The organism is Roseovarius pelagicus (genome assembly GCF_025639885.1).
GTDB classification, from domain to species: Bacteria; Pseudomonadota; Alphaproteobacteria; order Rhodobacterales; family Rhodobacteraceae; genus Roseovarius; species Roseovarius pelagicus.
In genome coordinates, this window is record NZ_CP106738.1 from 559,614 (window position 1) to 583,561 (window position 23,948).

The 23,948-nt window shown below is 58.8% G+C and carries 13 protein-coding genes, 1 tRNA gene and 3 pseudogenes; 3 read left to right on the forward strand and 14 right to left on the reverse strand.

Going from position 1 to position 23,948, the window contains the following annotated elements; translation table 11 throughout:
- Window positions 1-20: 20 nt before the first annotated feature.
- On the reverse strand, window positions 21-1,802 hold the full coding sequence (ggt, locus tag N7U68_RS03745; RefSeq protein WP_263048268.1) for a gamma-glutamyltransferase: 1,782 nt from the start codon (window positions 1,800-1,802) through the stop codon (window positions 21-23).
- 40 nt (window positions 1,803-1,842) lie between these two features.
- Complete coding sequence (locus N7U68_RS03750) at window positions 1,843-2,823, reverse strand: 2-hydroxyacid dehydrogenase (protein ID WP_263048269.1); 981 nt, start codon at window positions 2,821-2,823, stop codon at window positions 1,843-1,845.
- A 105-nt stretch (window positions 2,824-2,928) separates the two neighbouring features.
- On the opposite strand from N7U68_RS03750, the gene N7U68_RS03755 reads away from it, so the two are divergent.
- Window positions 2,929-3,429 (forward strand): SH3 domain-containing protein, encoded by a 501-nt coding sequence (locus tag N7U68_RS03755; RefSeq protein ID WP_165192078.1) that lies wholly within the window; start codon window positions 2,929-2,931, stop codon window positions 3,427-3,429.
- Window positions 3,430-3,545: 116 nt separating this feature from the next.
- Window positions 3,546-3,620 (forward strand) — tRNA-Gln (locus N7U68_RS03760).
- Between the two features lie 182 nt (window positions 3,621-3,802).
- Here N7U68_RS03760 and N7U68_RS03765 read toward each other — a convergent pair.
- From N7U68_RS03765 to N7U68_RS03785, 5 genes and pseudogenes are all read right to left on the reverse strand, one after another.
- A complete protein-coding gene (locus N7U68_RS03765; protein WP_263048270.1) occupies window positions 3,803-5,431 on the reverse strand; it encodes a recombinase family protein in 1,629 nt (542 codons plus the stop codon).
- On the reverse strand, window positions 5,431-5,844 hold the full coding sequence (locus N7U68_RS03770) for a DUF2924 domain-containing protein (protein ID WP_263048271.1): 414 nt from the start codon (window positions 5,842-5,844) through the stop codon (window positions 5,431-5,433). Before N7U68_RS03770 ends, N7U68_RS03765 begins: the two co-directional genes overlap by 1 nt.
- On the reverse strand, window positions 5,841-6,104 hold the full coding sequence (locus N7U68_RS03775; RefSeq protein ID WP_263048272.1) for a DUF3489 domain-containing protein: 264 nt from the start codon (window positions 6,102-6,104) through the stop codon (window positions 5,841-5,843). Before N7U68_RS03775 ends, N7U68_RS03770 begins: the two co-directional genes overlap by 4 nt.
- 558 nt (window positions 6,105-6,662) lie before the next feature.
- Window positions 6,663-7,393 (reverse strand): annotated as a pseudogene (locus N7U68_RS03780) (helix-turn-helix domain-containing protein); the annotation flags it as partial.
- Window positions 7,394-7,479: 86 nt separating this feature from the next.
- Window positions 7,480-7,910, reverse strand: a pseudogene (locus N7U68_RS03785) (transposase); the annotation flags it as partial.
- A 143-nt stretch (window positions 7,911-8,053) separates the two neighbouring features.
- Between N7U68_RS03785 and N7U68_RS03790 the strand changes: the two are divergent.
- Window positions 8,054-8,199, forward strand: a pseudogene (locus N7U68_RS03790) (IS3 family transposase); the annotation flags it as partial.
- A 1-nt stretch (window position 8,200) separates the two neighbouring features.
- On the opposite strand, the gene N7U68_RS03795 reads toward N7U68_RS03790, so the two are convergent.
- From N7U68_RS03795 to N7U68_RS03825, 7 genes are all read right to left on the reverse strand, one after another.
- Window positions 8,201-9,202: a hypothetical protein gene (locus tag N7U68_RS03795; RefSeq protein ID WP_263048273.1), complete on the reverse strand. Its 1,002-nt coding sequence runs from the start codon at window positions 9,200-9,202 to the stop codon at window positions 8,201-8,203.
- The gene (locus tag N7U68_RS03800) at window positions 9,199-17,559 is read right to left on the reverse strand and encodes a peptidoglycan-binding domain-containing protein (protein WP_263048274.1); all 8,361 of its coding nucleotides are present in this window, start codon (window positions 17,557-17,559) and stop codon (window positions 9,199-9,201) included. Before N7U68_RS03800 ends, N7U68_RS03795 begins: the two co-directional genes overlap by 4 nt.
- The gene (locus N7U68_RS03805) at window positions 17,556-18,134 is read right to left on the reverse strand and encodes a hypothetical protein (RefSeq protein WP_263048275.1); all 579 of its coding nucleotides are present in this window, start codon (window positions 18,132-18,134) and stop codon (window positions 17,556-17,558) included. The genes N7U68_RS03800 and N7U68_RS03805 overlap by 4 nt, the downstream gene beginning before the upstream one ends.
- A gap of 594 nt (window positions 18,135-18,728) precedes the next feature.
- Window positions 18,729-19,187, reverse strand: a complete 459-nt coding sequence (locus tag N7U68_RS03810) for a hypothetical protein (protein WP_263048276.1) — start codon at window positions 19,185-19,187, stop codon at window positions 18,729-18,731.
- Window positions 19,187-21,286: a hypothetical protein gene (locus N7U68_RS03815; RefSeq protein ID WP_263048277.1), complete on the reverse strand. Its 2,100-nt coding sequence runs from the start codon at window positions 21,284-21,286 to the stop codon at window positions 19,187-19,189. Before N7U68_RS03815 ends, N7U68_RS03810 begins: the two co-directional genes overlap by 1 nt.
- Window positions 21,279-22,880, reverse strand: a complete 1,602-nt coding sequence (locus N7U68_RS03820; protein ID WP_263048278.1) for a hypothetical protein — start codon at window positions 22,878-22,880, stop codon at window positions 21,279-21,281. The genes N7U68_RS03815 and N7U68_RS03820 overlap by 8 nt, the downstream gene beginning before the upstream one ends.
- Window positions 22,881-22,882: 2 nt before the next feature.
- Window positions 22,883-23,941: an AAA family ATPase gene (locus N7U68_RS03825; protein WP_263048279.1), complete on the reverse strand. Its 1,059-nt coding sequence runs from the start codon at window positions 23,939-23,941 to the stop codon at window positions 22,883-22,885.
- Between the last annotated feature and the right edge of the window lie 7 nt (window positions 23,942-23,948).

Consider the following 23,948-nt stretch of genomic DNA (forward strand, 5'->3'; position numbering starts at 1 on the left):
CGTCTTTCGGGCGGCAGTACCTACTCTCCCAATGCGACGCCCTCACGACGTGGGTCAGCTCCACCGCGCAAACCGTCGCCGATTGAGATCGCATGCAGCCCTGATGTCAGATCGCGCAAGTTCACCTCGTAACCCAGCGCGCGCAGTGGATCTGCCATAGCCTCGGCATTGGTGCCCTCCTCAAGGTCATAGGTCCCAAAGCGGTTGACCAGATGCGGCAATGCCACGGCCTGTTGCACATCCAGTCCCCAATCAAGATGCGCAATAATCGCATTGGTAACATACGGAATGATCCGGCTGCCCCCCGGACTCCCTATCAACAGAACCGGCGCCCCATCCTTCAGCACGATCGTTGGCGCCATCGACGAACGCGGACGTTTACCCGGCTCTACCCGATTAGCGACAGGAACCCCGTCGCGGTGGCTGCGAAATGAAAAATCGGTCAACTCATTGTTCAACAGGAATCCCGCTGCCATCAGGCGCGAGCCAAATGCACTCTCAATGGTGGTCGTCATCGACAGCGCGTTGCCATAGCGATCGACGATCGACATATGCGACGTTGACGGCAATTCGATCACGTCGCTATCCGCCCAGTTCAGGGCATGGTCGAACTCGGGCGTTCCAGCCGTCACCTCCGGCAGCGCATCGTCGCCTTTCAGCAATTCGGCCCGCCGCGCCACATAGCTCGACTCCAGCAAGCCCTGCGTTGGCATCGGCACAAAATCACTATCAGCCATGTAGCGCCCGCGATCGGCAAAAGCGAGCCGGCTGGCATCCCCGATGAGCCGCCGTGCCTCCACGCTGTGCGGCCCCATCGCGGCCAAATCGAACCCCGACAGCAGGCCAAGCGTCTGCCCCACAGTCAGCGCCCCGGATGATGGTGGTCCCATGCCACAGATTTCATGGTCGCGATAGGCCGCGCAAACTGGCGCACGCTCGCGCACTTGGTAAATCGCAAGGTCCATTTCGGTCAGCAACCCCGGATTATAGGGCGCATTCTGCACAGCGCGCAGGATTTCCCGACCAATCTCTCCTGTGTAAAATACATCTGGCCCGTCTTGGGCGAACGCGCGCAGCGTTTTGCCATAGGCCGGGTTGTGTAAGGTCTGACCGACTGGGATCGGTTCTCCATCGGGAAGGAAATAGGCAACCGTTTCTGGAAAGGGTGCGAATGTCAGCGCATTGCGCACAATCGACTGATGCATACGTTCGCTGACGGTAAATCCATCCTCGGCCAACCGGATCGCATCATCAAACAGCGTGCCCCAATCGGCCTGCCCCCAGCGTTGATGCGCGGCGTGCAACAATGCAGGCGTGCCCGGAGTACCCACCGACAGGCCACCGGGCACCGCCTTGAAAAAATCCATCGGCGTGCCGTCTTCGGCCTGAAACATCAATGGCGTTGCGGCCAGCGGGGCGGTTTCTCTGCCGTCGAGTGTGGTGAGACTACGACGCGTCGCGTCCCACCAGACCAGAAAAGCCCCGCCACCAAGACCCGAACTTTGCGGTTCGACCAGTCCCAGCACCAGCTGGGCGGCAATCATCGCATCCGCCGCAGTGCCGCCTGCGCGCAGTACCTTTGCGCCCGCCTCGACAGCAAGGGGATGCGCTGCCGCGATCATCCAGTCATCTGCCACAACCGGTTGACCAGATTCTTTGTGGCGTTGGGCGTCTGCGACTGCGGCGCTCGTTGCAATGGCACCTGCCCCGCCCAATTCGGGCGCGACAGCATCAGCCGCCTCTTGCGCCACCGCACCGTTGGACAAAAGGAGTGCCGCAGCGAAGAAAACGAGCCTGCGCATAATGCCTCCTACTTACAAAATCGGCTGACCGACCCGCCCGTCAGAGCATGGCCGGGACAACCTGATCCGGGGGCCGGTGCCCGTCCTGGAACGTCTTGATATTCACCAGAACCTTTTCCCCCATCTCGATCCGCCCTTCGACCGTGGCCGATCCCATGTGGGGTAGCAGAACTACATTTTTCAGCTCTCGCAGGCGCGGATTGGCCCCATCCTCGTAGACGTCGAGACCCGCCCCCGCAATATCCCCTGCGCGTAACATGCGTGTCAGCGCATTCTCGTCGATCACTTCGCCACGTGATGTGTTCACGATCACCGCATCCGGCTTCATTAGTTTCAGCCTCCGCGCGTTCATCAGATGAAAAGTCGAGGGCGTGTGCGGGCAATTGACGCTGATCACGTCCATCCGCGCCACCATCTGATCCAAACTCTCCCAATAGGTGGCCCCGAGCGTCTCTTCGGTCTCCGGGCGCAGACGCTTGCGGTTATGATAGTGGACCTGCATGCCGAATGCCGCGGCACGTTTCGCCACCGCCTGCCCTATGCGCCCCAGTCCCAGAATACCCAACCGCCGCCCCGCGACGCGCCCTCCCATGAGGGCTGTGGGTGACCAGCCATGCCACTCTCCCGATTGCATCAAGGCCAATCCCTCGGGAATGCGCCGGGTGACACTCAGAATCAGCGCCATCGTCATATCGGCAGTGTCGTCGGCCGAAACACCCGGCGTATTTGACACCAGAATGCCACGTTGGCGTGCCGTGGCCACATCAATGTGATCGACCCCTGCCCCATAGTTCGCGATAAGCTTCAGCCTGTCACCCGCCTGCGCGATCAACCCCGCATCAATCGTATCGCTGAGCGTCGGCACCAGAATGTCCGCATCCCGGATCGCCTTGACCAGTTCTTCGCGGCTCATTGGCGTGTCATCCTCGCGCAATGTTGTGTGGAACAACTCGGCCAGCCGGGCCTCGACGACCTCGGGCAAGCGTCGCGTTACGACAACACTCAGGCGTTCAGTTGGCATGCAGACCCTCCTAGTTCTTTTCACGATGGCGCGTTGATGTCAGAGTGGCGCAGGAATGGACGGGGCACAAGAACCCCGCGCAAATAGACAGGCAAAAATCGAGTTATGTCGAGAGTTTCCAATATTCTCTGCGCACTGCTTTTGACCGGTGCCCAGACCGTGGGCGTCGCCGCACAAGATCGCGGCCCCGTCACCATGCTTCCCCTGCCGCGCTACGTGTCAATGAAAGCCTCAGAAGGCAACGTGCGCCGCGGTCCCAGCCGAACCCACCGCATCGACTGGATTTTCAAGCGCAAGGATATACCGCTGGAGATCACTGCCGAGCATGGGCATTGGCGACGCATCCGCGACCGGGATGGTGCAGGTGGATGGATGCACTACTCGTTGCTGTCAGGGGTCCGCACTGCGATCATCGAAACCGACATGGTCGAGATGAAGGCCCAGCCGGACAAGGACGCAATGGTTGTGGCCCAACTTGAACTTGGTGTGATCGCCCGTGTTCAGGAATGCGATATTGAGTGGTGCCAAATCCGATCCGCAGGCTATCGCGGATGGATTCGAAAATCTGATCTATGGGGCGTGAAACCGGACGAGACGCTGCAATAGGAGCACATGAAGGTGCCCCGCTCAGGGCTGGTCGAGAATTCCCTCTGCAAGCGGCACTTTTTTCACTTTACGCTCTTGCACCAAGAATCCAGCCACGTTAGATAACGCGCCACAGTTGGGATGTAGCCAAGTGGTAAGGCAACTGTTTTTGGTACAGTGTACCGTAGGTTCGGATCCTACCATCCCAGCCAAACACTCACAAGATTTCAGCTATCGAGAGACTGCCCGGGTATTGTGGCGTGTTTTGCGAGGCTTGCGCTGTGAGGTTTCCAACAGAGACCCGCACGTGAGCACAGATCGGGCCAGTTTCAGGCCGTAGTCTCTGTTTGCGATTCCGACGGTACGAGTTTGGGGAATAAGCCTAAGTTCTGGCTTACAGATTTGCGATCTGCTTACGCTGGTCTGACCACGTCGCTGGCAAACCCGATTTGATGAGATAGTTTGACGTCAGAACTTCAGGCTGCTCACCAACTGCGATCGCATCCAGGATGTCTGGTGCGAGCATCGCAAGATCAACAATATCCTGCACCCGGCGCTTTGATGTGCCCTCGGCCTGTGCGATCTCAGAGAATGTCTTTCCGGCAATAATCATCGCCATCCACCTCTGCGCTTTGACAATGTTCTGAACCAACGTCAGATCGACTTCCGGTGGCGCGTCCCCAAGATGCAGTTTCAGCTCGACGCCGCGCCTGCGCATCCGGAATGGCGACGTTAGGATCAGTTCTTCTGTGTTAATCCGGTCTGCATCACATTTAAGAACTGAGGCAAGTTCGGTCTGACACAACCGAACGGACACTTCTCCCGGGCTCAGGTCAGCGCGTTCGATCAGATGCAGACATTGCGTGGTCTGCCGGATGGCGTGCAGGTTAGCTGATTTGGCGGTGACGTCTGATGCGGCCAGATCTTGGATAAAACGCGTCACACTATCAGGGCGCTGCAGATGCTGTCGGACGAGATCCGCGATCAGCCCTTCCAGTTGCTCCGCGGGCAAACGCCAGGCATCCGGATGCTTCCGGCTCCGATCCTTCACCAGCCTGTTAGAGATATAGTAGCGCAGACGCTTGCCATTCTTCTGGCTGTGACTTGGCGTCAGTCGGTCGCCGGTTTCATCAAAGAGCTTTCCCGCCAGCAGGGATCGCGTGGCCTTTCGCTTTGTGCCCCGGGCCTTTGCGGCTCCGTCTTTCAGCATCTGCTGAACCTGATCCCAGCTGGACGGTTCGATAATCGCGGGTTGCTGTCCCTCGTAAACCTGCCCTTTGTGCCGGATGCGCCCCGCATAAATCGGATTGCTCAGAATGTGATGAATGTGTCCGCGATCAAATGGCTTGCCTCCGGAGACGCGCCCCGCCCCGCGCATCCGCCGACGTGACCTGAGGCCGAGATCTTCCGCGCGGTCTTTCACGATACGGATGAGACCATGCTCCAAATACAGATCATAAAGAGCCGTGATGGTTTTTGCCTCGTCCGGGTCGATCTTCAGTGTCCGGCCATCCGCCTCATACCCAAGCGGCACATTCCCGCCCATCCAGAGCCCCTTGCGTTTAGAGGCCGCGATCTTGTCCCGGATGCGTTCCGCCGTGACCTCGCGCTCGAATTGAGCGAAGCTCAGAAGAACATTGAGAGTGAGCCGCCCCATGCTGGTGGACGTGTTGAAGGACTGGGTGACCGAGACGAAGGACGCATCCGCCTGATCCAGGCGCTCGACCAGCTTGGCGAAGTCAGCCAGAGAGCGGGTCAGCCTATCGATCTTATAGACGACGATCTGATCCACCCGCTTCTCGTCCACCGCCTGCATCAGCCGCTGCAAGGACGGCCGTTCGAGATGTCCACCCGAGATCCCGCCATCATCATAACGGTCGGGTAGCAATTCCCACCCTTCGTGCTTCTGACTGGCTACATAGGCTTCACAGGCCTCCCGTTGCGCATCCAGCGAGTTGAAATCCTGCTCCAGCCCCTCCTCCGAGCTCTTGCGGGTGTAGATGGCGCAGCGGATCCGACGCATTACTGTACCCCGAAGTAACGGGGGCCAGACCAATGTGCGCCGGTGATGTGTTTCGCGATCGCGGAAAGTGAGCGCCAGGTTTTTCCGTCCATGACAAAGCCACTGCCTGTGACTTCGACCTGATAGGTGCGACCGTTCCATTCGCGGATCAGATGCGATCCCGGTTTTGCGATCGTGGCAACTGTCTTGTCGGCCGCGATCCGTTTCAGGCGCCGGGTGGTTTTGACGGACACGCCGCCCAGCGCCCGGTTTTGCGCCTCCCAGATCAACACCCGCTTCATAAACTGCGGCGAGAGGTATTTAGGCGTCGGGCGATCAAACATCTCTCTCCAGCGATTAAGGCATTCAGTTCGATCGAACGCATCGATTTCGGCAATCCGGGAGCCAAGTTCACAGGGGTGCCCGGCACTCATTGGCTGCCGCTTTCTTCAACAATCCGATACACCGACCCTTTGTCGGTATCGCTGCGGACGATCAAACATCCGGATTTGCGCTGTGCCGATATCGCAGCCCGCGCCGTGTGAGGCTGCCAGCCAAAGGCCTGTCGGATCTGCGCAATTGATGCGCCGGACTTGCGGGCCAGCAGCTTTCGAAGCTGCGCGTGGCGCGTGGGTTTGACGCTGACGCGACTTGATACCCCGGTAGTTTTGTTTGAACTGCGGGTTGTAGTCATTGGGTTCTCCACTCTGCGGGCAAAGGCCAATCCCTCGCCCTGTACTGAGTGGAGCCCGGCACTTTCCGGGCGGAATATTATGTCGACAGTACCGCTCCGCCGCGCTCAGAAGTCCAGTCGTTATTACCAGTAGGGCGGGGAGCAGTCATTCGCTGCAGCAGCGCGACGAATAGGATGAACGGCAGGAAGCAGTCATTCGCCTTGTTCGAAAGCTATTGGACAAATGAAGTGGTAGCCTGGCTGCCAGTCAGATAGAAGCAAAGGAGTTGCCAGGAGCTTAATTGAAAGCACTCGAAAGTTTCTTGATAAGTCATCTAACGAACCTTTACCCTCCTCGCCTCAGCGCGAAGAACAGTCCGATGAAGTTCTGATTTTCGTGATCGACGAAAGCTACGACCGCATTGGTGAGTATGTAGATTGGGACGACTACGCTGACGAGGGAGCGGCGACAGATGCGGCCAGCCAGATATTTCTAAGTCGTATCAAATCCGAGTTCGATGCCGACTTCGACGAAGCAAACATTGGTCCCGGCGCGGACTTGCCTGCGTTCGTCATGGTGAGCACTATGAACGCCGGGCTGGTAATCAGGTCATGCGCCTTGAGCACGCGATACACAGTAGATTCAGAGACAAAATAGCGCTCTTGATCTGTAAACGTCACTGCCAGCTCGCGGGGCGACAGCTCTGTCTCTGTCAAGGCGAAGTCGACGACTTTGCGCTTCACGTCATCGGGCACGCGGTTCCAAACGTGTTTCGGCTTGGGAGATTGATCCTGCAATCCGGCCTCACCGCGCTGCAGGTACCGATCGTACCAACGATAGAACGTGGTGCGGGGGATGCCCAATTTGGCCAGCGTCAGGCGCGCTGACAGGTGACTTTCCTCGACCAGCCGAATGATCTCTAACTTTTCAGATGCCGGATACCTCATTCGTGGTCGCCCCCATCTCCCAGCATGCTTTTTTTAAGCAAGCGAAGTTCCAGCGTTTGTTCCGCCACAACTTCCTTCAGGTCACGGGCTTCGCGGCGAAGGTCCTTCACCTCATCTGTGTTCGCGGCGCGGGCTGTATCGCCTGCCAGACGCCGCTTGCCGGCCTCCATGAGGTCCTTTGACCATTTGTAATAGATGCCCTGTGATATCCCCTCGCGGCGGCACAGCTCAGCAATGCTGTCTTCGCCACGCAGGCCATCCAACACGATCTTGATCTTCTCTTCCGATGAATAATGCTTGCGCGTCGCGCGCTTGATATCTTTGACGATCTTCTCGCCAGGGCTTTTCGTTGTCTTTCTCATCGTCCACTCCTCGGTGGCTACGATGAGCAACAAACCCTCTCTTAGCAAATGACCCTATTTGGACCCATAAGCGCTGACGTCAGACAATTGGCCAGATCGCGCAGCCGCTGACGCAGCTCGGTCTCTGGCGGTCTGATCGGCAGGTAGCGGATCATCTTCCGATCCGCCCCGACAATCTGGCAGGCCCGCCGTTCCGACAGGCCCATCCGGGCCCGCAGATGCGCAACGGCCGCGCGCTTCACGGCGGGCCCTACCATTTTTTTGAAAGCAGTTCCTTCATCGCCGCCGCATCAAGCATCTGCTCAGCCAGCAGCTTCTTCAGCCAGGCGTTCTCGTCTTCAAGCGCCTTGAGCCGCTTCGCATCGGAAACCGTCATGCCGCCAAACTTGGCTTTCCAGTTGTAGAACGTCCCTTCCGACATGCCGTGCTTGCGACAGAGATCCGCGCACGTCGCGCCAACCTCATGCTCGGTCAAAATGCCGATGATCTGTTCTTCCGAAAATCGTGATCGCTTCATTGTCCGTCCCTTCGTTGGGTCAGACTCTAGTTCCAGGTGGAGGGAAAATCCCGTCGCAGGTCAGAGCCGATGTAACCGAAGAACTTGAGTATGTTGCGACCGCGCTTCGCCTGTTCAGGCTGTGAAGCTTTCACACAAGCCGCATTTCGGATCTGACTTTGGACAATGTGATCCTGTCGAAAGCTGCACGGGGAAACTACTAAGCCCCTCGCGTCGTCTCGCTTGCATCGACCACATCCGCAGTCACATCAGGGTGTCGGAACGGCGGGTTTGTCGTGTCTTGGGGCAGATCATGACAATGCTCGAGTAGGTGCTTGGCCGTTAATCCAGTTTTCGTCTCCCGGCAAAGCGACTGACACGCAATGATTTGACAATCCAAGTACGCTTTCGACCGGGATTGTTGTTAGCTTGCCAAGTTCGGACAACCAGCCACCAGAGTTAATCTGAAATTGAACAATTGATGTTGGTGCCGATCGTTGATCCAATTTATCAACTTCATAGGCCGTCAGAACCATGTCTCCAGCTATCCCTGCTGCGAACAAGCGAACGGCCTGAGTAAAGGCGAGCAGCTCGCTCAACAGAATAAGTCGCTGATTGGTCGGCGCGTCCACGCTGCGGGATTGATCGACGCCAAGTGTCAGTTTCGTGCGCACAACATAGGGCACCGCATGCAGCAAGTGGTTGGTTGAATACAGCGATACATGTGTCTTGCCGCCAGAAGGCCCATCCAGCTCCCACAATAGTTCTCTTGGCCTGTCCATCCCGGCGAGCAGATCACAGGCCATGTCGAACATGTCCTTTGCCTTTGGTTGTATCGCCGAGGCCTCAAGGGTACCTCTTATCCATTCTGCGTCCACACGACGCCAGGTTCGCTTGGGCGCTTTTGGCGTTCGGTGGGGTCGGTCGAATGTGAAACCGCTGTCGTAGACTGGTGTTAAATCGACCACGCGTTGGTGCACCAGTTGAGGCAAAAGTTGTATACGGTTGAGGTCTGTTGCGGCCTCGTCGAGCCGTTTCTCCAATAAAGATGTGGAATTGCTAAGGTCGGCTTCCGATACCAACCCGGATGAAGATCGCCAGACAGCAGTTCTAAAATCATACCACAATGTCCGATTTTCTTTTGAGTTGCCCTTTTCCGATCGCAGAACCGGCAGGGTCGCCCGAATTCCGTTGCGAACGTCTTTCGACAAGCTGTTCAGGCCGTCCAGCGAAACTTCTTGGCGCGGCAACCGATATTTGACAACGCCGGACTTCGTCAGCCGCCAAGTTCTTTTTTGCGCGTCCTTGTTCATGGCGGACTCAACAGGATACGCAGCTGCGCAGGCGTCAACTCGCCCGTCTCAGGCGCTGCTCGGCTTTTCTGAAACGACCGAATGGCGAAACGGGTGCGCGGTCCGACAATGCCGTCGCTAGGCCCCGGGTCGAACCCGCGCTGACGCAGTGCATCTTGAATGGCTCTGATTTCGGAGGGTGAAGCACTGCCTAAATCAATTCCCTGTGGCGTCGTCGTTGAAGGCGGTGTTGGCGAGGGTTGGGGTTCTGGGACTATCGGCTGGGTTACCTCTGGCTCGGACTCAGCAGGTGCGGGTGCTTGCCTGGTTGTTTCAGTTTGCTCGGCAGGTGTTTGGGTTACAGGCGCAGGCGTTGCTACCGGTTCCGGCTCGGATTGTTCCTCGAGTTTTGGTGCAGGCGGCACTGGTGCCACTGGCGTGGTCTTTGCCAAAGCGCTCAAGGCGGCGTCCACGTCGAGCAGGTAGGCTTCCTCGTCTGTCAGAATGACCACTCCCCGGGGCTGCGTACCCGCAAACGTCCCAAGCAGTGTTCCTGCAATACTTGGTCCAAGGCTTAGTTGGCGGCTAAAACCATCGCCGATTGAAATCGCCCCGTCTTCACTCCGAGAGACAACCAGCGCCCCTGTGGCGTTCGGAAGCGCCCGCAACTGTGACAGGTCCCGCGTGCGGTTATCGACTTCCAAAGTGTCTGCAAAAACACGCAGCCCGCCGGGCTCACAAGGGATGGAGGTGATGAATGGACCGTCGGCATCAGTGCCGCGCAGATGGACTGTTCGATCCGCCCTCAGTGATATCGTGTCAAGTCTCGCCCCTTCGGGTATCTGGGTCTGCAACGCGCTCGTCAGCCCCTCGCAGCCATCCGCTGTACCGTCCTGATTTATAGCGCGCGCGCCTCCACGCGTGAGAATGGTCGGCCCCGCACCCGCCATTGTCGTTACACCGAGCGCATCTGCATAACTGTAAAGCGCTGTTATCTGTCCGACGTCGTCCAACCGTGCTGCACCCAGGGGATTTGGAAAGATTATCGCGCCACCGCTCCCGAGCGGCTGCGGCAAACCCGTGGCAATACGGTCGGTAAACACGCCATCAGCAATCGTGCGCGTAATCACCGGCCCATTGGCAGCGATACCGAGCCCCGTTGGGACTGAGCCAGATGTTTGACGGTATTCAAACAACGCATCCTGGCCGCGCCAATCCGCGCAATCCTCCACGCGTGTGGGCTCTCCAGCGGCGGTGTAAGACACGAAAGCCGCTTCCGAGCCGCGTTGAAGACACAGCAATGGTGTTCCCTCGCTTTGCGCCCTGTCACCCGCCGCCAGCGTCACGGCCTCTGGGTTCGGAATGTCAGCAGGCCGCACACCTTCATGCAGCGCAAAACGATTTGCACGATGTTCCCACAAACCCCGCCCGGCAACCAGGCTGACTCGGTTCTCGAATGGCACGGCCAGCGCGCGGTAATCGTCAAGATCGAAACGTCCGGCGGAGAGCGAAACATCACTGTCGCGGAAAGTGATTTCGATGTCGGGGCGCTGGCCCGGCGTTTCGTCGGTCATGCTCCAGCGCCAGCCATCGGTTTCGTCTATGGCCGTGCGGTTGGCAAAGATATCTTCATCGCTGGTCTGGAATGCGCCAACATCGCCCGGCGTGTTGACCCGCTCGGTCAGGACCCGGCCGTCGCGACAGCGAATGGTGATCGGCGCACCGGTTTCTGGCGCAATAGTGTGCGTGCGCCCATCCCGACGCGCGAGCCGGTCAATGCGGCAGCTATCCAGGCCTTCGGCAGGGTCTGTTGTTCGAAATAGCACGGCGTTCGGGTCAATGCTCAAACGGGTGTTGCTGACGCTGTGGCGCACAACACCGAGCGGTGTGACACGATCCACTTCCGCGTCATGGGCAAGAACACCGCGGGTGGTGTCCATCGCCGGAAGGCCCCCGATCCAACCCATGGCGTACCAATGGTCATCGGCCCTGCGGTGTTCATAGGTACTCGCCGTCGCACCATTGCTCCTGATCCGAAGGCGTCCGGCACTAAAGGCCCAGCCACCCTCTGCCTCTGCGCGGACACCATAGACCAGCGGTGCTTGAACCGCATTCCAAGCAGTTACTGCCGTGCGCTCCAGCGCAGCGTTTCCCGCGTCCCCGATCAAATAAAGACCACGGTTCAGTGTCCTGCCTCCGCCCAGCGGTGCATCAACCGGCTGGCAGTGCAGCGTCTCCCAGCCGGTCGTATCAGAAGACTGCGTTACATTCCCTTCGCGCCACGTCCGGCCATCTGACCATAGCTCCACCAGACCACCGAGACAAACGGCATGGGACCTCAGTGTGTCATGTGGCCAGTGCGGCGACGGGTTGTTTGTGACCCGCAAGGGTGGCTGGCCCCGCCGCACATATTCACCATTCAGACCGCTCTCTGATTTGTCCCACCGCCAAAGATCGCTCTCCAGTATGCGCAAATTGTCGAGCAATGACGGGTCGCTACAGGCGGCCATCTGATCCGGCGCGGTAATCTCAGCGCAACGTCCCGCATCATCGCGGGCCAGAAACCGATCGGGCGCCCTTGAAGGTCTTCCCAAACGGGTCACAGGTTGAACACGGGCATCGACGCTGAGAGTTGGCTTGGTCAGATCGACAAGTTGCGGGCCAGCGGTCGGAAACAGCATTCGCAGACCCATGTCTGTGCCGACATAAATCTGTGTCCCCTCAGCATGCACCGCATTTGCCCGGTCAAACGGCATACGTTCCCCTGCCCGCCATTCAAATCGGGCCATGCGTTGGGTCCCGTCCGGGTGGCCAGTCCTGCGCCGGGCAATCGGCGATTGCCCAGCTACCAGGTCAATCACAAAATCCCGCGTTTGCACTGCGCGGCGCGCGCGCCACGGCCTGAGGTCCGCAGGTGCCGAGGCCCAGGTTTTACCTGCCCTGTCCCAGATCACGGGCGGGCCTGACGATGTACGTGCGAAGATGACGTCGTTCCCGGGTATCACGGCCAGCGTATCGAAGGGCGTTCCGGGCACGTCGGGGACATCCGGATTGCCCAGCGTTGCCATCCCCGCACCGCCTGTCTTGCTATGCGTGCCGATGGCCGTCCCGATCACCACTGTCTGAGGCGTGGCACTCAGCGCGACCAACTGGTCGGCGCGGAATGAAAGGCCATCACGCGCGGTCCGCCAGTTGTCCGACGGGGCCGCAGCCGAGATGCTCAATTGCCCGTTGTCCAGCGTCCAGGTGGTTCGCCCTGTCTGCACAAGTGTGTGGCGTATAAATGGGTCATTGGCGGAAACCCAGTTCGATCCTGAACCATCGAGGCGCCACCAGCTTCCCGAACGCTCCGCATAGGTATCTGTGTTCACGCGCCGCAGGTGGACTGGCATCGATCCACCTGCCAGAGGCAAGACTGAGGCAAAGCTTTCAGCTGGAAGTATCCCCGCAAAGGTTGCAATGACGAGGCCCGTATCGCTCCAGCCAATGCCGCGACGTTGGTCGTGAAAAAACCCTCCAGAAGACGCAAAGGCATCGTTTTGGGAGCCATCCGCCCGCGTCACTTGAGATGTGATCTTCCGCGCACGCCACGTCGTGTCGATGCTGAGTGCCCCGAACCGCAGAGTTGAACCGTTCACATCGGTGTCCAGCGTCGTGGCCCCGAGGGCCAGTCCCTGACCATCGGGAAACAGAATGCGCCCGGCTTCCAGTCCCACCGGCTGGGGCAGGTCCATCAATCGAACGAGTGCCGGTTTTGCATCCCTTGAAGAAAAACGCCAGATCGCGTGCGGCGTGATCCAGTCAATCGCTCCCGACGCATCGGCGAGCCGGGCAAAACCCGGGTGATTCAGCAACATTCGCCCGTCACGAATGAATTGCTCGGGAGGGACGGGCAAAGTGGATTGGTCGGCGGAAGCGACTTGAAAAGTGCCGCTGGCCCGTACCCACGACAGCCAACCGATTGTCATGGCGTCGAAGGGCAATTGAGGCGAAGTCAGCTCGGCTCTAACTTGTGTGCTGTCTCGCACGCTGCGAGCGTCGCTGTTAATATTGGATGGGGCAAGTTCGGACGTCCCATCAGGTGCCGATTCAATCCTGCGAACAAAGGTCGCTCGTTCATCTCGCAGTGGATTAAGAGAACGGAAATCAGGCCGCGTGCCTGTAAAGGGCTCAAAACCCGCTTCAGAATGGCCGAGGCTTCCCCCCTCAAAATGCACCGCACGACCCTCAACCGACAGCATTCGGCCAAGGCCGGGATCGTCGCTGAAAAGATGCGTAACGGCCCGTAGGCAAGGCCGGGTCGCATCGTGGGGCGGTATCTCGCAAGCGTCCATCCTAAAGACGCGCAGTTTTCCATCGCCATGCTGCACCCAGATCCGGCCTTTTGTATCTAGCAACACCGCCGCAATTCGACTGGCTTGCGGGACAGGCAAATCAAACAGACGCCGACTATCCTCGCCTTGAACATACCCGTCCGCGTCGATGCCGACGAGTTGTTGCCCGCGAACCCAATCAAAGGATATGGCCGAAAGGGACGAAATTGCCGAGACAGGCTGCGCCGCCGTGGGGGCGAACGCATCGAAGAACACCAACCCCTCCGGTGTCAGTGCCAGCAGCCGTCCGGATACCTCGGCGAGTTGTATGGCACTATCGAGCATATTACGCGCCGACTGGGCGTCGAGTAGCCACAAACCCCTACCAGGAGCTTCCCACAAAAGGCGGTGCTGTTCCCACATCAGGGGAAGCGAGCCCTTCGACACTTCAGGTCCCTCAATGGTCACCCTTTGCCGCAACGCCGGATCAAACTGCACGAGGTCCAAACCGACAAAGGCCCATGTCACATCGCCCAGCCCCTCGAAGACACGCCCAACATCATCGGCATCAAGTTTCAGCGGCGCAGCGCTGACCGTTTGGCAGTTGATAGTTGTGCCACCCGCGTCGATGGGACAACGCAGCAGCCTTCCATCGCCAGCAATCCTCCAGAGTATCGGGCCTTCTCTATCAATTCCCCAGCTGCGATCTGTTCCGGGGCTGTAGTCATAAGTCTGCGAAAGCAACTTGCCCGAAGCGCGCGTCAGCCCGTTCCTGCCGGGAAAGATGAAAAGGCGATCAGGGGTGCGCCTCTCTCCAATATGGACGGCGTCTGTCTGGTCGAAACGTATCGGCACCGGCTCCACCGCGATGTCGGGGGGAATAATGATGCTAGCAATCGGCTTCCCCGCGCCCGGACTAGTGATTTCCAACGCATTGGCCGACGAGATGATCCACTTGCCGTCACGGGCGCTGACATCGCGGATTTGGTTTGCTGGTGTGCGCACGACGGGCAAAACATCGGGCTGGAACCGCTGGAGGTTCACGGTGCCGCCACTGATTTGCAACGAACTGATATAGCTGTGCCCTGCTTCGGTCCAGACGGTAATCCCGGCCGTAGTCGAATCAAAAGGCGCGACATCAACCTCCAAACTATCACCGCTCACGCCTTCAAGACGGATTCGCCGCCAAATCCTTCGGGAAAGATCGTACCGAAAAAGTTCGTCCTTGGCGGTAAAGACGACCCCGTCCGTGGTGCTCAACGCCTGCTGAAAGGCATTGGCATTGCGCGCCATGTTTGTTGGTGCAGGCAAGACCAGAGACAATGATCCGCCCCGCCACCGGGTCACAGCCCCATCAGTTGCCAGCAGAGCCGCTTCGCCGCGGGCGGGATCAAATGTCGCTGAGCTGCCTTGCTCGTCAACTGTCCAGTTCAGGGGGACGACGGATGTATCACAACTATTCCGGTTTGGAATGGCCGAGGTAGGCAGCGAACGTATCGAGTTGGCATCGACGACCAAAAGATGTCCACCCGTGATGTGCAGACGCATCGTATCTGTCGGACGCAGGCCGGATACACGCAACCAGCGCCGCTGATCTGTCATGTAGATACCGACGCCGCCGGATGTCATCGCAAGGATACGACCCTCCGGCAAAAGCGCTGCGTCAATGACGCGCCCCGCAGGCGGGTCTGCTCCCAGAAATGTACAAACCGGTTGAGACGACTGAAAACTCCAATGCATCGCAAACGGCCTGCCGGTATTTGCTCGAGCCATGGCCAGGATGCCGTCGCCGGTGTTCCACGCCCCTAAAACCGGTGCCCGTGTCATGAGATCGTCGCCGATGCGCAATTGCTGCCCAGACAGCCAGATCGGGCGGCCTTGGAAGCTATGCACTAACCGGACATCCCCGCGCCCGCCCGAATAGGCGGGCAGGAACGCGCTCGCGCCAGTTCCATAGAATTGAACCTGCCCGCGCCCCGCGATGTAAAAACCTCCCGCTGTGGGCAAAGCGTCGGTGAGATCGCTCAGACCAAGTTCGGCCTTGTTTCCCGAACCAACCAAAGTTTGCCATTCGGATCCCTGCTTTTGAACGACACTGCCGTTCGCGGTCAAAACAATCAGCGAGTCGCTATGGCTTATGTCAGCGATGTGCCACCCGTTTGGGGCGGCTTCCGGACCCTGCCAGGTGCGATCTGCAACGTCGTAGGTCCAAAGCTGAGCGTTGTCGGCGAAAACAAGCCCGCCATCAAATGCTGTTGCCGTTCGAAACACGCCCCGGTCCGCCCGCGCCAGCCCGACCTGCGACGCGGCTTGCGGCTGCGTCTGTCCCGGTGTCAACACCAGCGGCCGCCCCGCACCGTTGACAACGAACAGCCTGCCCGGCTCTGCGTGAAATGATCGCAACGGACCGGCAAGGATCACGGGGTCTGACACCACGGGCATGATGGCCGGAAAAACGCCGCGCAAAGCTACCGAAGAGACACTTCCTGACTGCGGATCAATCAGCCACATCCATGTGCCGGCCGCGCGCAGCCTTGCCTGCGGCCTCACCATCTGTTGCAGTTCCGGCGGCAACGAGGCGGCATCGACCCATTTGAACTGCCGCGCGGCGACATCATGTAACAACAACCCACGTTGGCTCAGCAAAAGGACACGTGTTCCAAGCGCGGCACCGGCGTGGAAAACAACCCCGTCGGGGACAGCCCCTTCGCGCCCGGCCAGCACAGCATCGGTGTGCAGGTTGCGAACCTGTCCGTCCCGCGCCAGCCCGAGGACCATGCCCGACGCTGTGACTTCAATTTGCGTAAATGGTCCCCCCTCCAATTCACGGTCGAGAGTGATCGCACCGCCCTTGATCTCCAGCAGACGGTTCGCAATCGTCGCGGTCACAGCGTCCGAAGCGGCGTCAATTCTGTATGCATCCACGCTGCCCGTCGCCAGCGATTTCCAACTTCGCGCGCTCCCGTCATAGGCAAAAAGCCCGCCTTCATCGACGACAATGATCTGCCCGCCTTGCATGACAGCATTGCGAAGTGTCGTAGCGGACAGGCTAGAAATCTTTTCCTCCTCACCCGCGAGGAAAGTGTAGCGATCAGGATCAGAAACGCGCCTGATGGACAGGCAATCCACCCCACCGCCCCGAACACACGGCCCCTCTGTCAGAGCGAGCAAATCGCCGTTAGGCGTCACATCGAGATCGCGAATGAGCAGCGAGGCGTCGTTCGACCAAATCAAATCAACCGTTGATCTGTTGACCTGTACCCTGGCCAGCCCCTGCGTTGTCCCCAGCCAGAATTGCGCCCCTCGCGCCAGCAAATGAACCGCGCCATCCTGTGCGGCAGCGTTCAGGCGCCCAGTGTTCTTGGGTATGCGCCATAGGTCGTCTTGTTGGTCAAAGACGGCAAAACCCTGCGCTCCGGCGAAAATCGCGATAAAACGACCGTCATCGCTTGTCGCCCAGGCTTCCACGTCGTCCTGTTCGACTGGACTGCCCTCTTCGCCGATCCACGGAGTATCCCGCAGCCGCACGCGCCAATCTGTGCCGTTGTCGCTTTGGGCAATGCCGCCGCCTTCAGACAGCACGAAAAGCCGGTCCGGCTCAGGGCACGGTGTATCGGTGTTTTGGAGTTTGCCACAACCTGCTGACACTGCGGCGATGCCGGTTTGCAACTCGGTTTCGTCGACCGTTACCTCCCATGTTTCGACGAGGCCTGTTTCTTCGTCAAACCGCGCCATCTGGCCGTTGTCACGCATGAGTATCACCGGCCCTTCACCATCCGCCAACGCCCCACCACCAATGAAGGGCGCATCACTGTCTCGCAGATTGTTCAGGATGCGCGCATCCGGCAGAGGCTGGACAACAGGCGGATCCCACCAACCTGATCGGTCGATAGCTTGCGCTCCGAAAAACCCGGCCACGGCCAGCAAAACGGTGCCCGCCAGCGCAAGCACCGCGACGGGCAAATCAATCCGCTCCCGCACGGTGGCGTTTTGCACCTCCAGAGCGTCATTTTCGTAGGCTTCTTCGAGGGCTTTCGCCCGCGCCTGTTTGTGGTGCTCGCTCATGGCTGACCCCCAGTACCATTCCAGGCATGAGCTTCAGGTGCATCAATCAACGCGGACGCCTCTGCATCCAATCCGGATGGTATCAAATCGCCCTTTGGATAGCATGAAAGTCGCGGTTCCGTCTGATGAGCCCAATGTTCGAAGAAGATCATTTTTTCGGCCAGCAATGCAACGCGCCGAAAAACCTCGTTCTCCAGGCTTTTTGCAATCCAGGTGCTATGAAATGCGCTTGCTTGCGGGGCGGGATGCACGGCGGCAAGCGCCGCAACCTTCAGCACGAGACAGGCTGCTTCAAAGGCTGCGATATCAGTCTGCCGTTCCGGGTCCGCCCTCAACACGGCGGCAGATTGTGCTACACACACCGCCGCTTGAAATGCGTTCATATCTGAAACCGCATTCAGGGTCTCGACTACGTTTTGCAGTGGTTTCGTCAGGGTACCAGTTTCAGCATAGGCGTAAATCGCCGCCAAATCCCTGCGCAAAGCGCGGCTTTCTGCAGCATCAGGAAACAGCACGCACGCCTCCAAAGCGCGCAGATGCGCCGCCGGGTCTGAAACATCCAGCTTCAGTCGCATTCGCAGAAGCTGAAAAAGGCGCATTATTGAGGAGGCTGGCACCTCAGCGCCATCGCCAGCGGAAACCGCCACCTGTCGCCAAAGCCCTTCCTGAGACTGTGCAATCACCCGTAGCGCAGAATCCGGACTTGCGTCGCGTCCCGTTGTCCGCAGGGTCAAGGCATCTTTGCCAAACCTCGGCGTCGAAAGGCCGCGGAGCGAGACTGCCGCCCAGCAACCATTGAAGTTTCCGCCGGGAGGCACAAAACCGGATCGCGGCAGCGTGGGCGCGCCTCAGCGGCCCATTGGGGCGAAAGGCTTCCCAAAGAACCAACGCGCTCGCGATTGCCAGCGGTACCACCCAGATCAGGACATAGGGGAAGTGCTTTACCCAGGCATGTCCCTTGGCCCAGAGGTACATTGTATCATGCGCGAAATAGAGCACGCGACCGGGCCCATCGAGGTCAAAGGCGCGCGTTCTTATGGCTTGCACAAATTGCACCGCAAGCGCCGCAACGGTCGCAACACCGCTCGCTCGCAGCCAATAGCTACGAGCGCGAACAGACTGCCGCGAGCCCATGCGTCGGATAATGGATCGGGTCCCGCCTTCCATCATCACGGATTCTGTCCGGTGGGTGGTTGTGTCGGCGTCGTCGAGGTTGGCGCAGGGGGCGAGATCAGCCTATCAGCCAGTCTATCGGCCAGCGCCAAAATGTCTTTCCAATAGACATAGGACGCCGTCGCACATGCTGCAACGAACGATAAAACAAGCAGAACCCGCCAATAACGTTTCAGAAAGCCCCAAACAGATGAAACCAAGATACGCAACCGGAGAACCGCGATCTGCGAGCGCAGTTGCCGCCTTTGCCTTGCAAGGATATTGCGCATACGCGCTGTTGCGGCATCGTAACGCCCAACTGCCATGGGTTTGGCGTTTGCAAGCCGTCGTCCCGAGCGGGAGGCTTTTCGATGCTGCCAAAACCAAAACCATCGCTTGGGGAATGGTCGATCAAACACAGCTTCGCGCTTGTCGAGACGTTTTGAAGAAAGCCCTGTCGTCATAGATTTCGCCATCAGCCGTCTCCCCAAGTCTGAATGCGTCGAAGTCTGTCTTGCAAGGCAGAGATACGTTCCTGACCCTTCTCGATCGCATCTTCCGCCAATCGGCATTCAGAATGCATCCGGGCTTCAAAGGTCAGCCTCGCCTGGGCAACAGCGCTGTCCTGAGCGCCAAGGTCTGACATTATGGCGTTGGTGGCATCGCGCAGGGCGCGTGTCGCTGCCGAGGCGGTCGTTTCAAGGGCCTGCATCTCCTTTGCCGTCTTGCCCAGGTACTCGTGCAGGTCCGAGATGCGCGCCGTCACGGCCTCCATCTCCTCGGCAATGGCGTCGATCACGCCAAGCGCCTGCCCGGAAATGTCGTCGCGCGCTTTGGCCCATGCTGTGTCCAGCTCGCCGATTTGATTGTCGATGGTCTCACCAAGCGCTTTGGCCGCCTCACCCTCATAAAGGTTCGCCGCCACTTCAGCGAGCCGTTCCGGGTCCACAGCCACCGGGCTGCGCATCTGCAAGTAATCGTTGATCCAAAAAAGCTTCTGGTTCAGTGGCGCGAACTGATCGCCATCGACCACTTCCACATCCAGATCGAACGCCTCCGACTGAGACCTGGAGAAAATATAGAAAGCCGAACTTTCCTTGTCTGTCAGCAACGCGTGCCGGTCGTCAAAAAGATTTCCTAGCACCAATCTCAGCGTCTCATCTACATCGCCGCCGAAATGTGCCAGCGACGGCACGAGGAAATGCCCCGACGGCACAAAAACCTGCGTCCTTGTTGGCCGTTTTGCCTGCGCTTCAGCGACAAAGGGTTCAAGCCAATACGACATCGGGTGCGGCTCGGTTCGCATCCGCCAATAGGCCTCCGCGACCCGCATATGCGTCATTGTCGGGTTGTACATCAGGTAGTGAGCAGGTCCCACGCGTCCGGCGGAGTGGCTCGCTGCATATTGCAGCGCACCATCGCTAAGCGCCTTGGGCGGCAGCTTTCGCAGGCCATCAATCATCGCGGGCAGTTGCGCATCACTGAACCGAAGTAACCGCTGTTGCGGCGCACCAAGCGCGGTGATCTGGTCAATCTGATGCTGCAGTTCGTCGATCTGTTCCAGCAGTGGTTCCAGTTCGGCATCCCGCGCCACATTGCGGGGTCTCGGTTCCAGCGAAACACGATAGCCAACGGTCCGGCTGAGCGCCTTGATCCTGTCTCGAAGCTCGGCAGAGGCGGTCGCATCCGCCTTGAAGGGTATGATCGCAACATCCAGCGGTTGGACAGGCTCCAGTTCCGCCGCCACATGATCTGCTGCACTCGGGGCCTCAGCAATTGTTTCAGGCGTGTGGCAGTAGACCCTGATCGCGGTATCACCTGTCGAAATCACCACCAGATCGGAAGTGGCCGCCGGGATCAGTCCCGCCTCGCGTGCCCGTAGAAGTATCGCCGCCAGATCGTTGAGCGCACCGCTGGCGGGTACCGGTGAAGATGCCTCAAGCCAGAGCCGCGCAAACCCCAGCCCGAATGCACGCATGTCAAAAGTCTGCGCTGCGACGTCTTTCCTGCGCAGATACGCCGAAACCGACCCGTAATCCTCCGGATCATCGGTATAGATCAGAAACGCCCCAAGCTGACCGTTGCCCAGATGATGCGCGCCAGCTGTCCGTACATCCCTTCCCTGACGGATGACATCGGCCATAACGCGCGCGGTCTGGTCGGCGCTTCCTGTCGTCGCCAGCATCTGCTCCGCTTCTGTGGCAGCAGCTTTTTCTTCGTCGCTTACGCCGCTGGCTAAGGCCAAAGCCAGCGCCGCTTCCAAAGGTGACACCGTGCCTTCAAGAGAAACGGAAAAACCCTGATCCGCCTCACGTCCGACGCTTTTTTCTGCCGCCTCGCGATACGCCAGCTTAACGACATCTCGAAACTGCCCGGTCGCCTCAGCTTTGATTGCCTCCACACGCACTGGCAGCAGCGCACGCCAAACACCGTTTTCAGCGCGCGCGATACGCAGTTGCGATGCCATAAGCGTATCGAGGTCGCCTTCCGCTAGTACCCGCAACACCGCCAGCATTCGGTGCGATGCAAGTGCTGGGAAATGAAGGCATTGCCGCGTTTCTGAGACCCTATCCATGAGCAACCGCCAACAGGTTCTGTTTGATGATCCAACCCGACACTGCGCCGACGATCTTAGCCAATGCTTCTTCCGCGTTCTCGGCCTCAGGCACCTCAATTTTCTGCGGCTCAGAAAATGCGTCGTCACAAATAGTGAAATGCGCACCGCTCACCACTTCGGGTGGGCACAATATGCGCGCACCATGGACAGTATCTGCCGCGTCAAACCCGTAACGCCGCATGAGCGCCCGGCGATCGTCGCGCCAAACGACATTCACAATCTCATCTCCGCGTGTGACGGCGGGGGCCACTTCGATGAGACAAATGCTGGCGTAATCTTCCATGGACCCGGCGCGCATCCCTTCTGCCTGCTCTCGCAAACAGGTCAGGACCAACCTCTCGCGCGCTTGCACTTCAACTGCCCGGTCGCGGGGGCTCTGCGTGTTTTTCGTTGCTGGAGCGAGCATGTCAAAAACATCGGCAAACATCACCGCTTGCGAAACAGCCTGCCGCCGGAAGTCTCCCTTGATTTGCAAGGGATCGAAACGCGCCTTCGTGGAATCTCCGGAAAATGAGACCGCCGCGCAACACGTGCCGGTGTCACGCATATGCGCATGGCCCAGCTCAGACTTTCTAAGCGACATATTGGCGAGAAGCACCCGCAGTCTGATCGTGGCGTCAATCCACGCCGCCTTCACCAAATGTGCCGCCCCTAAACCATCGGTCTCCGGTGCTTGCATCGTCAACGACAACAGGTTTCGGTCTGGCCTGCGGTAAGGCGGCCTGTCAGGGATCATGAAGCCTTCTTCAATCAGTTTCAGCACGCGGATCTTCTCGGGCACAACAAAGGCCGAAGGCAATGCATCGGGGAGATCGCGCAAGCGCCGCGTATGCAGTACACCTGTGACGCCACCCTCACGTGGTCGCACGCCCACCCGCAGTCGGTTTGACCGCGCCGATGGTTTAAGCGCCTTTTTCCGCCAGAGCGGATCGTCTTCCAGTTTCGGCTCCAGGCAAAAGACCATCTGGGTAAGTTGCAGGTCTGGCACGGGTGGCAATTGCAGCACCGTCTGTGCGCGCCGCCCCACGTTCTGCCGCCGGAACGCCAAGAGCAATGACACACCTGCGCAAGCCCAGAACGCTTGCCCCATCACTGTTTTGTCTGCAAGCGCCAAGCGCACCCACTCTTCCATGCGTCGGCAAGCGCCCTCAAAGTCAGACACCGCGCGATATTCCGGATTCTCTATCGTTAATGACAATTCGAACCTGTTTTCCACGACGCCTTTCCGCATGATTGGTTCCACTACAGCCAATACAAAACGTGGAAAAAGACGCTGCCATGGCGCGCTATTACCCATTTTTCCTCTGAGCCCGATAGCTTCCGATGCCAACCCGTAGGCGCGCCCCCAGTTCGGGTCCGAAGCCGGGGTTAAAGTCCTTTCTAACTCAGCCAGATCACGGGCTAGTCCAGGGCTGATGGCGACATGGCGATCCTGAATCATGGTGAAAAGTTCCATTGCCCGCTGCGCACCGTTGCCCGCCGGGCCAAAGGCCGGGTCGGGTGGCGGTGGCTGAAGCATCAATGCTGCGCTCGAGGTGCTGTCGGCAGACATGTTCACCCCAATTTAAGCTCTTCGTTCAGGCGTTTTTGTCCCGACGCATCCTCGCGATCAAGCGAGAAGCGGGAAACTACGTCGAGATCGCGCGTCTGAATCTCGATATCACTTTCGCCATCGCGGTCCGCGCGCAAAAGGCGCAGGCTGAGAACCAGACCGGCCAGTTTGACGATCCGCCGGTTCGACATGTCGGAAAGCTCGTATTTCAGCATGGTGCTGACCATCTGGGTGAATGTAGCAAAGACCGGATGCGCGGGATCAATCCTGAGGCTTCCCGATTTGGTGCGCGCGTCCACGTCTTCCTGAAACCGTTTGAGATCCTCCAGCAAGCCAGCACAATCGGGTTTCTTGTCCAATTCAGCCGCATGGGTCTCCTTCCATCCGGTCTGAAGCAACTGCACAAGGTCGTCCTGATCCACACCCTCATTGGCAACATTCACCACCCGGCACCTCAAGAGGAAACGGTCGTAGACCGCACCAAGTGTCGGGTCCTGAGGTGGGTGGTTGGTGGCAGACACCAACAGCCGCAAAGGTGTCGAGATCACCTTTCCGCGGTCATGGAACTTGCGCTCATTCATGAAAGTCAGAAGCGAATTCAGAATTGCGCTTGAGGCGTTGAACACCTCATCCAGAAACACGACCTGCGCCTTGTGCATCATGTTTCGGTCGTCGCGCACCAATCCCATTCCCTTGCTGAGCGCGGCTAGGTCGTAGAACCCAAACAATTCGCTCGGCTCGGTGAATTGCGTCAGCAGGTACTCGAAATACGCCTCGTGGCTCGGGTCGTCTTCGGCGCGCTTATCCTCACCCCCGATCAGTGCGGTGTCCGGGATCAAATCAAGCAGGTTGCAAAAGGAGCGCATGAGCCGCGACTTTGCGGTGCCCGGCGGGCCGATCATCACCATTGCCTCACCAGACATGGTCGCGATCATCAGACACTCGATGGCATCTTCCATCTTGTAAAACCGCAAATTTAGCGCGCTGGCCACGGCATTAACCTTCGTCAAGGTTTTACGATGCCCACGGTAGAGCGTATTCAATCCGTCTTTTTCAAACATGCCAGTC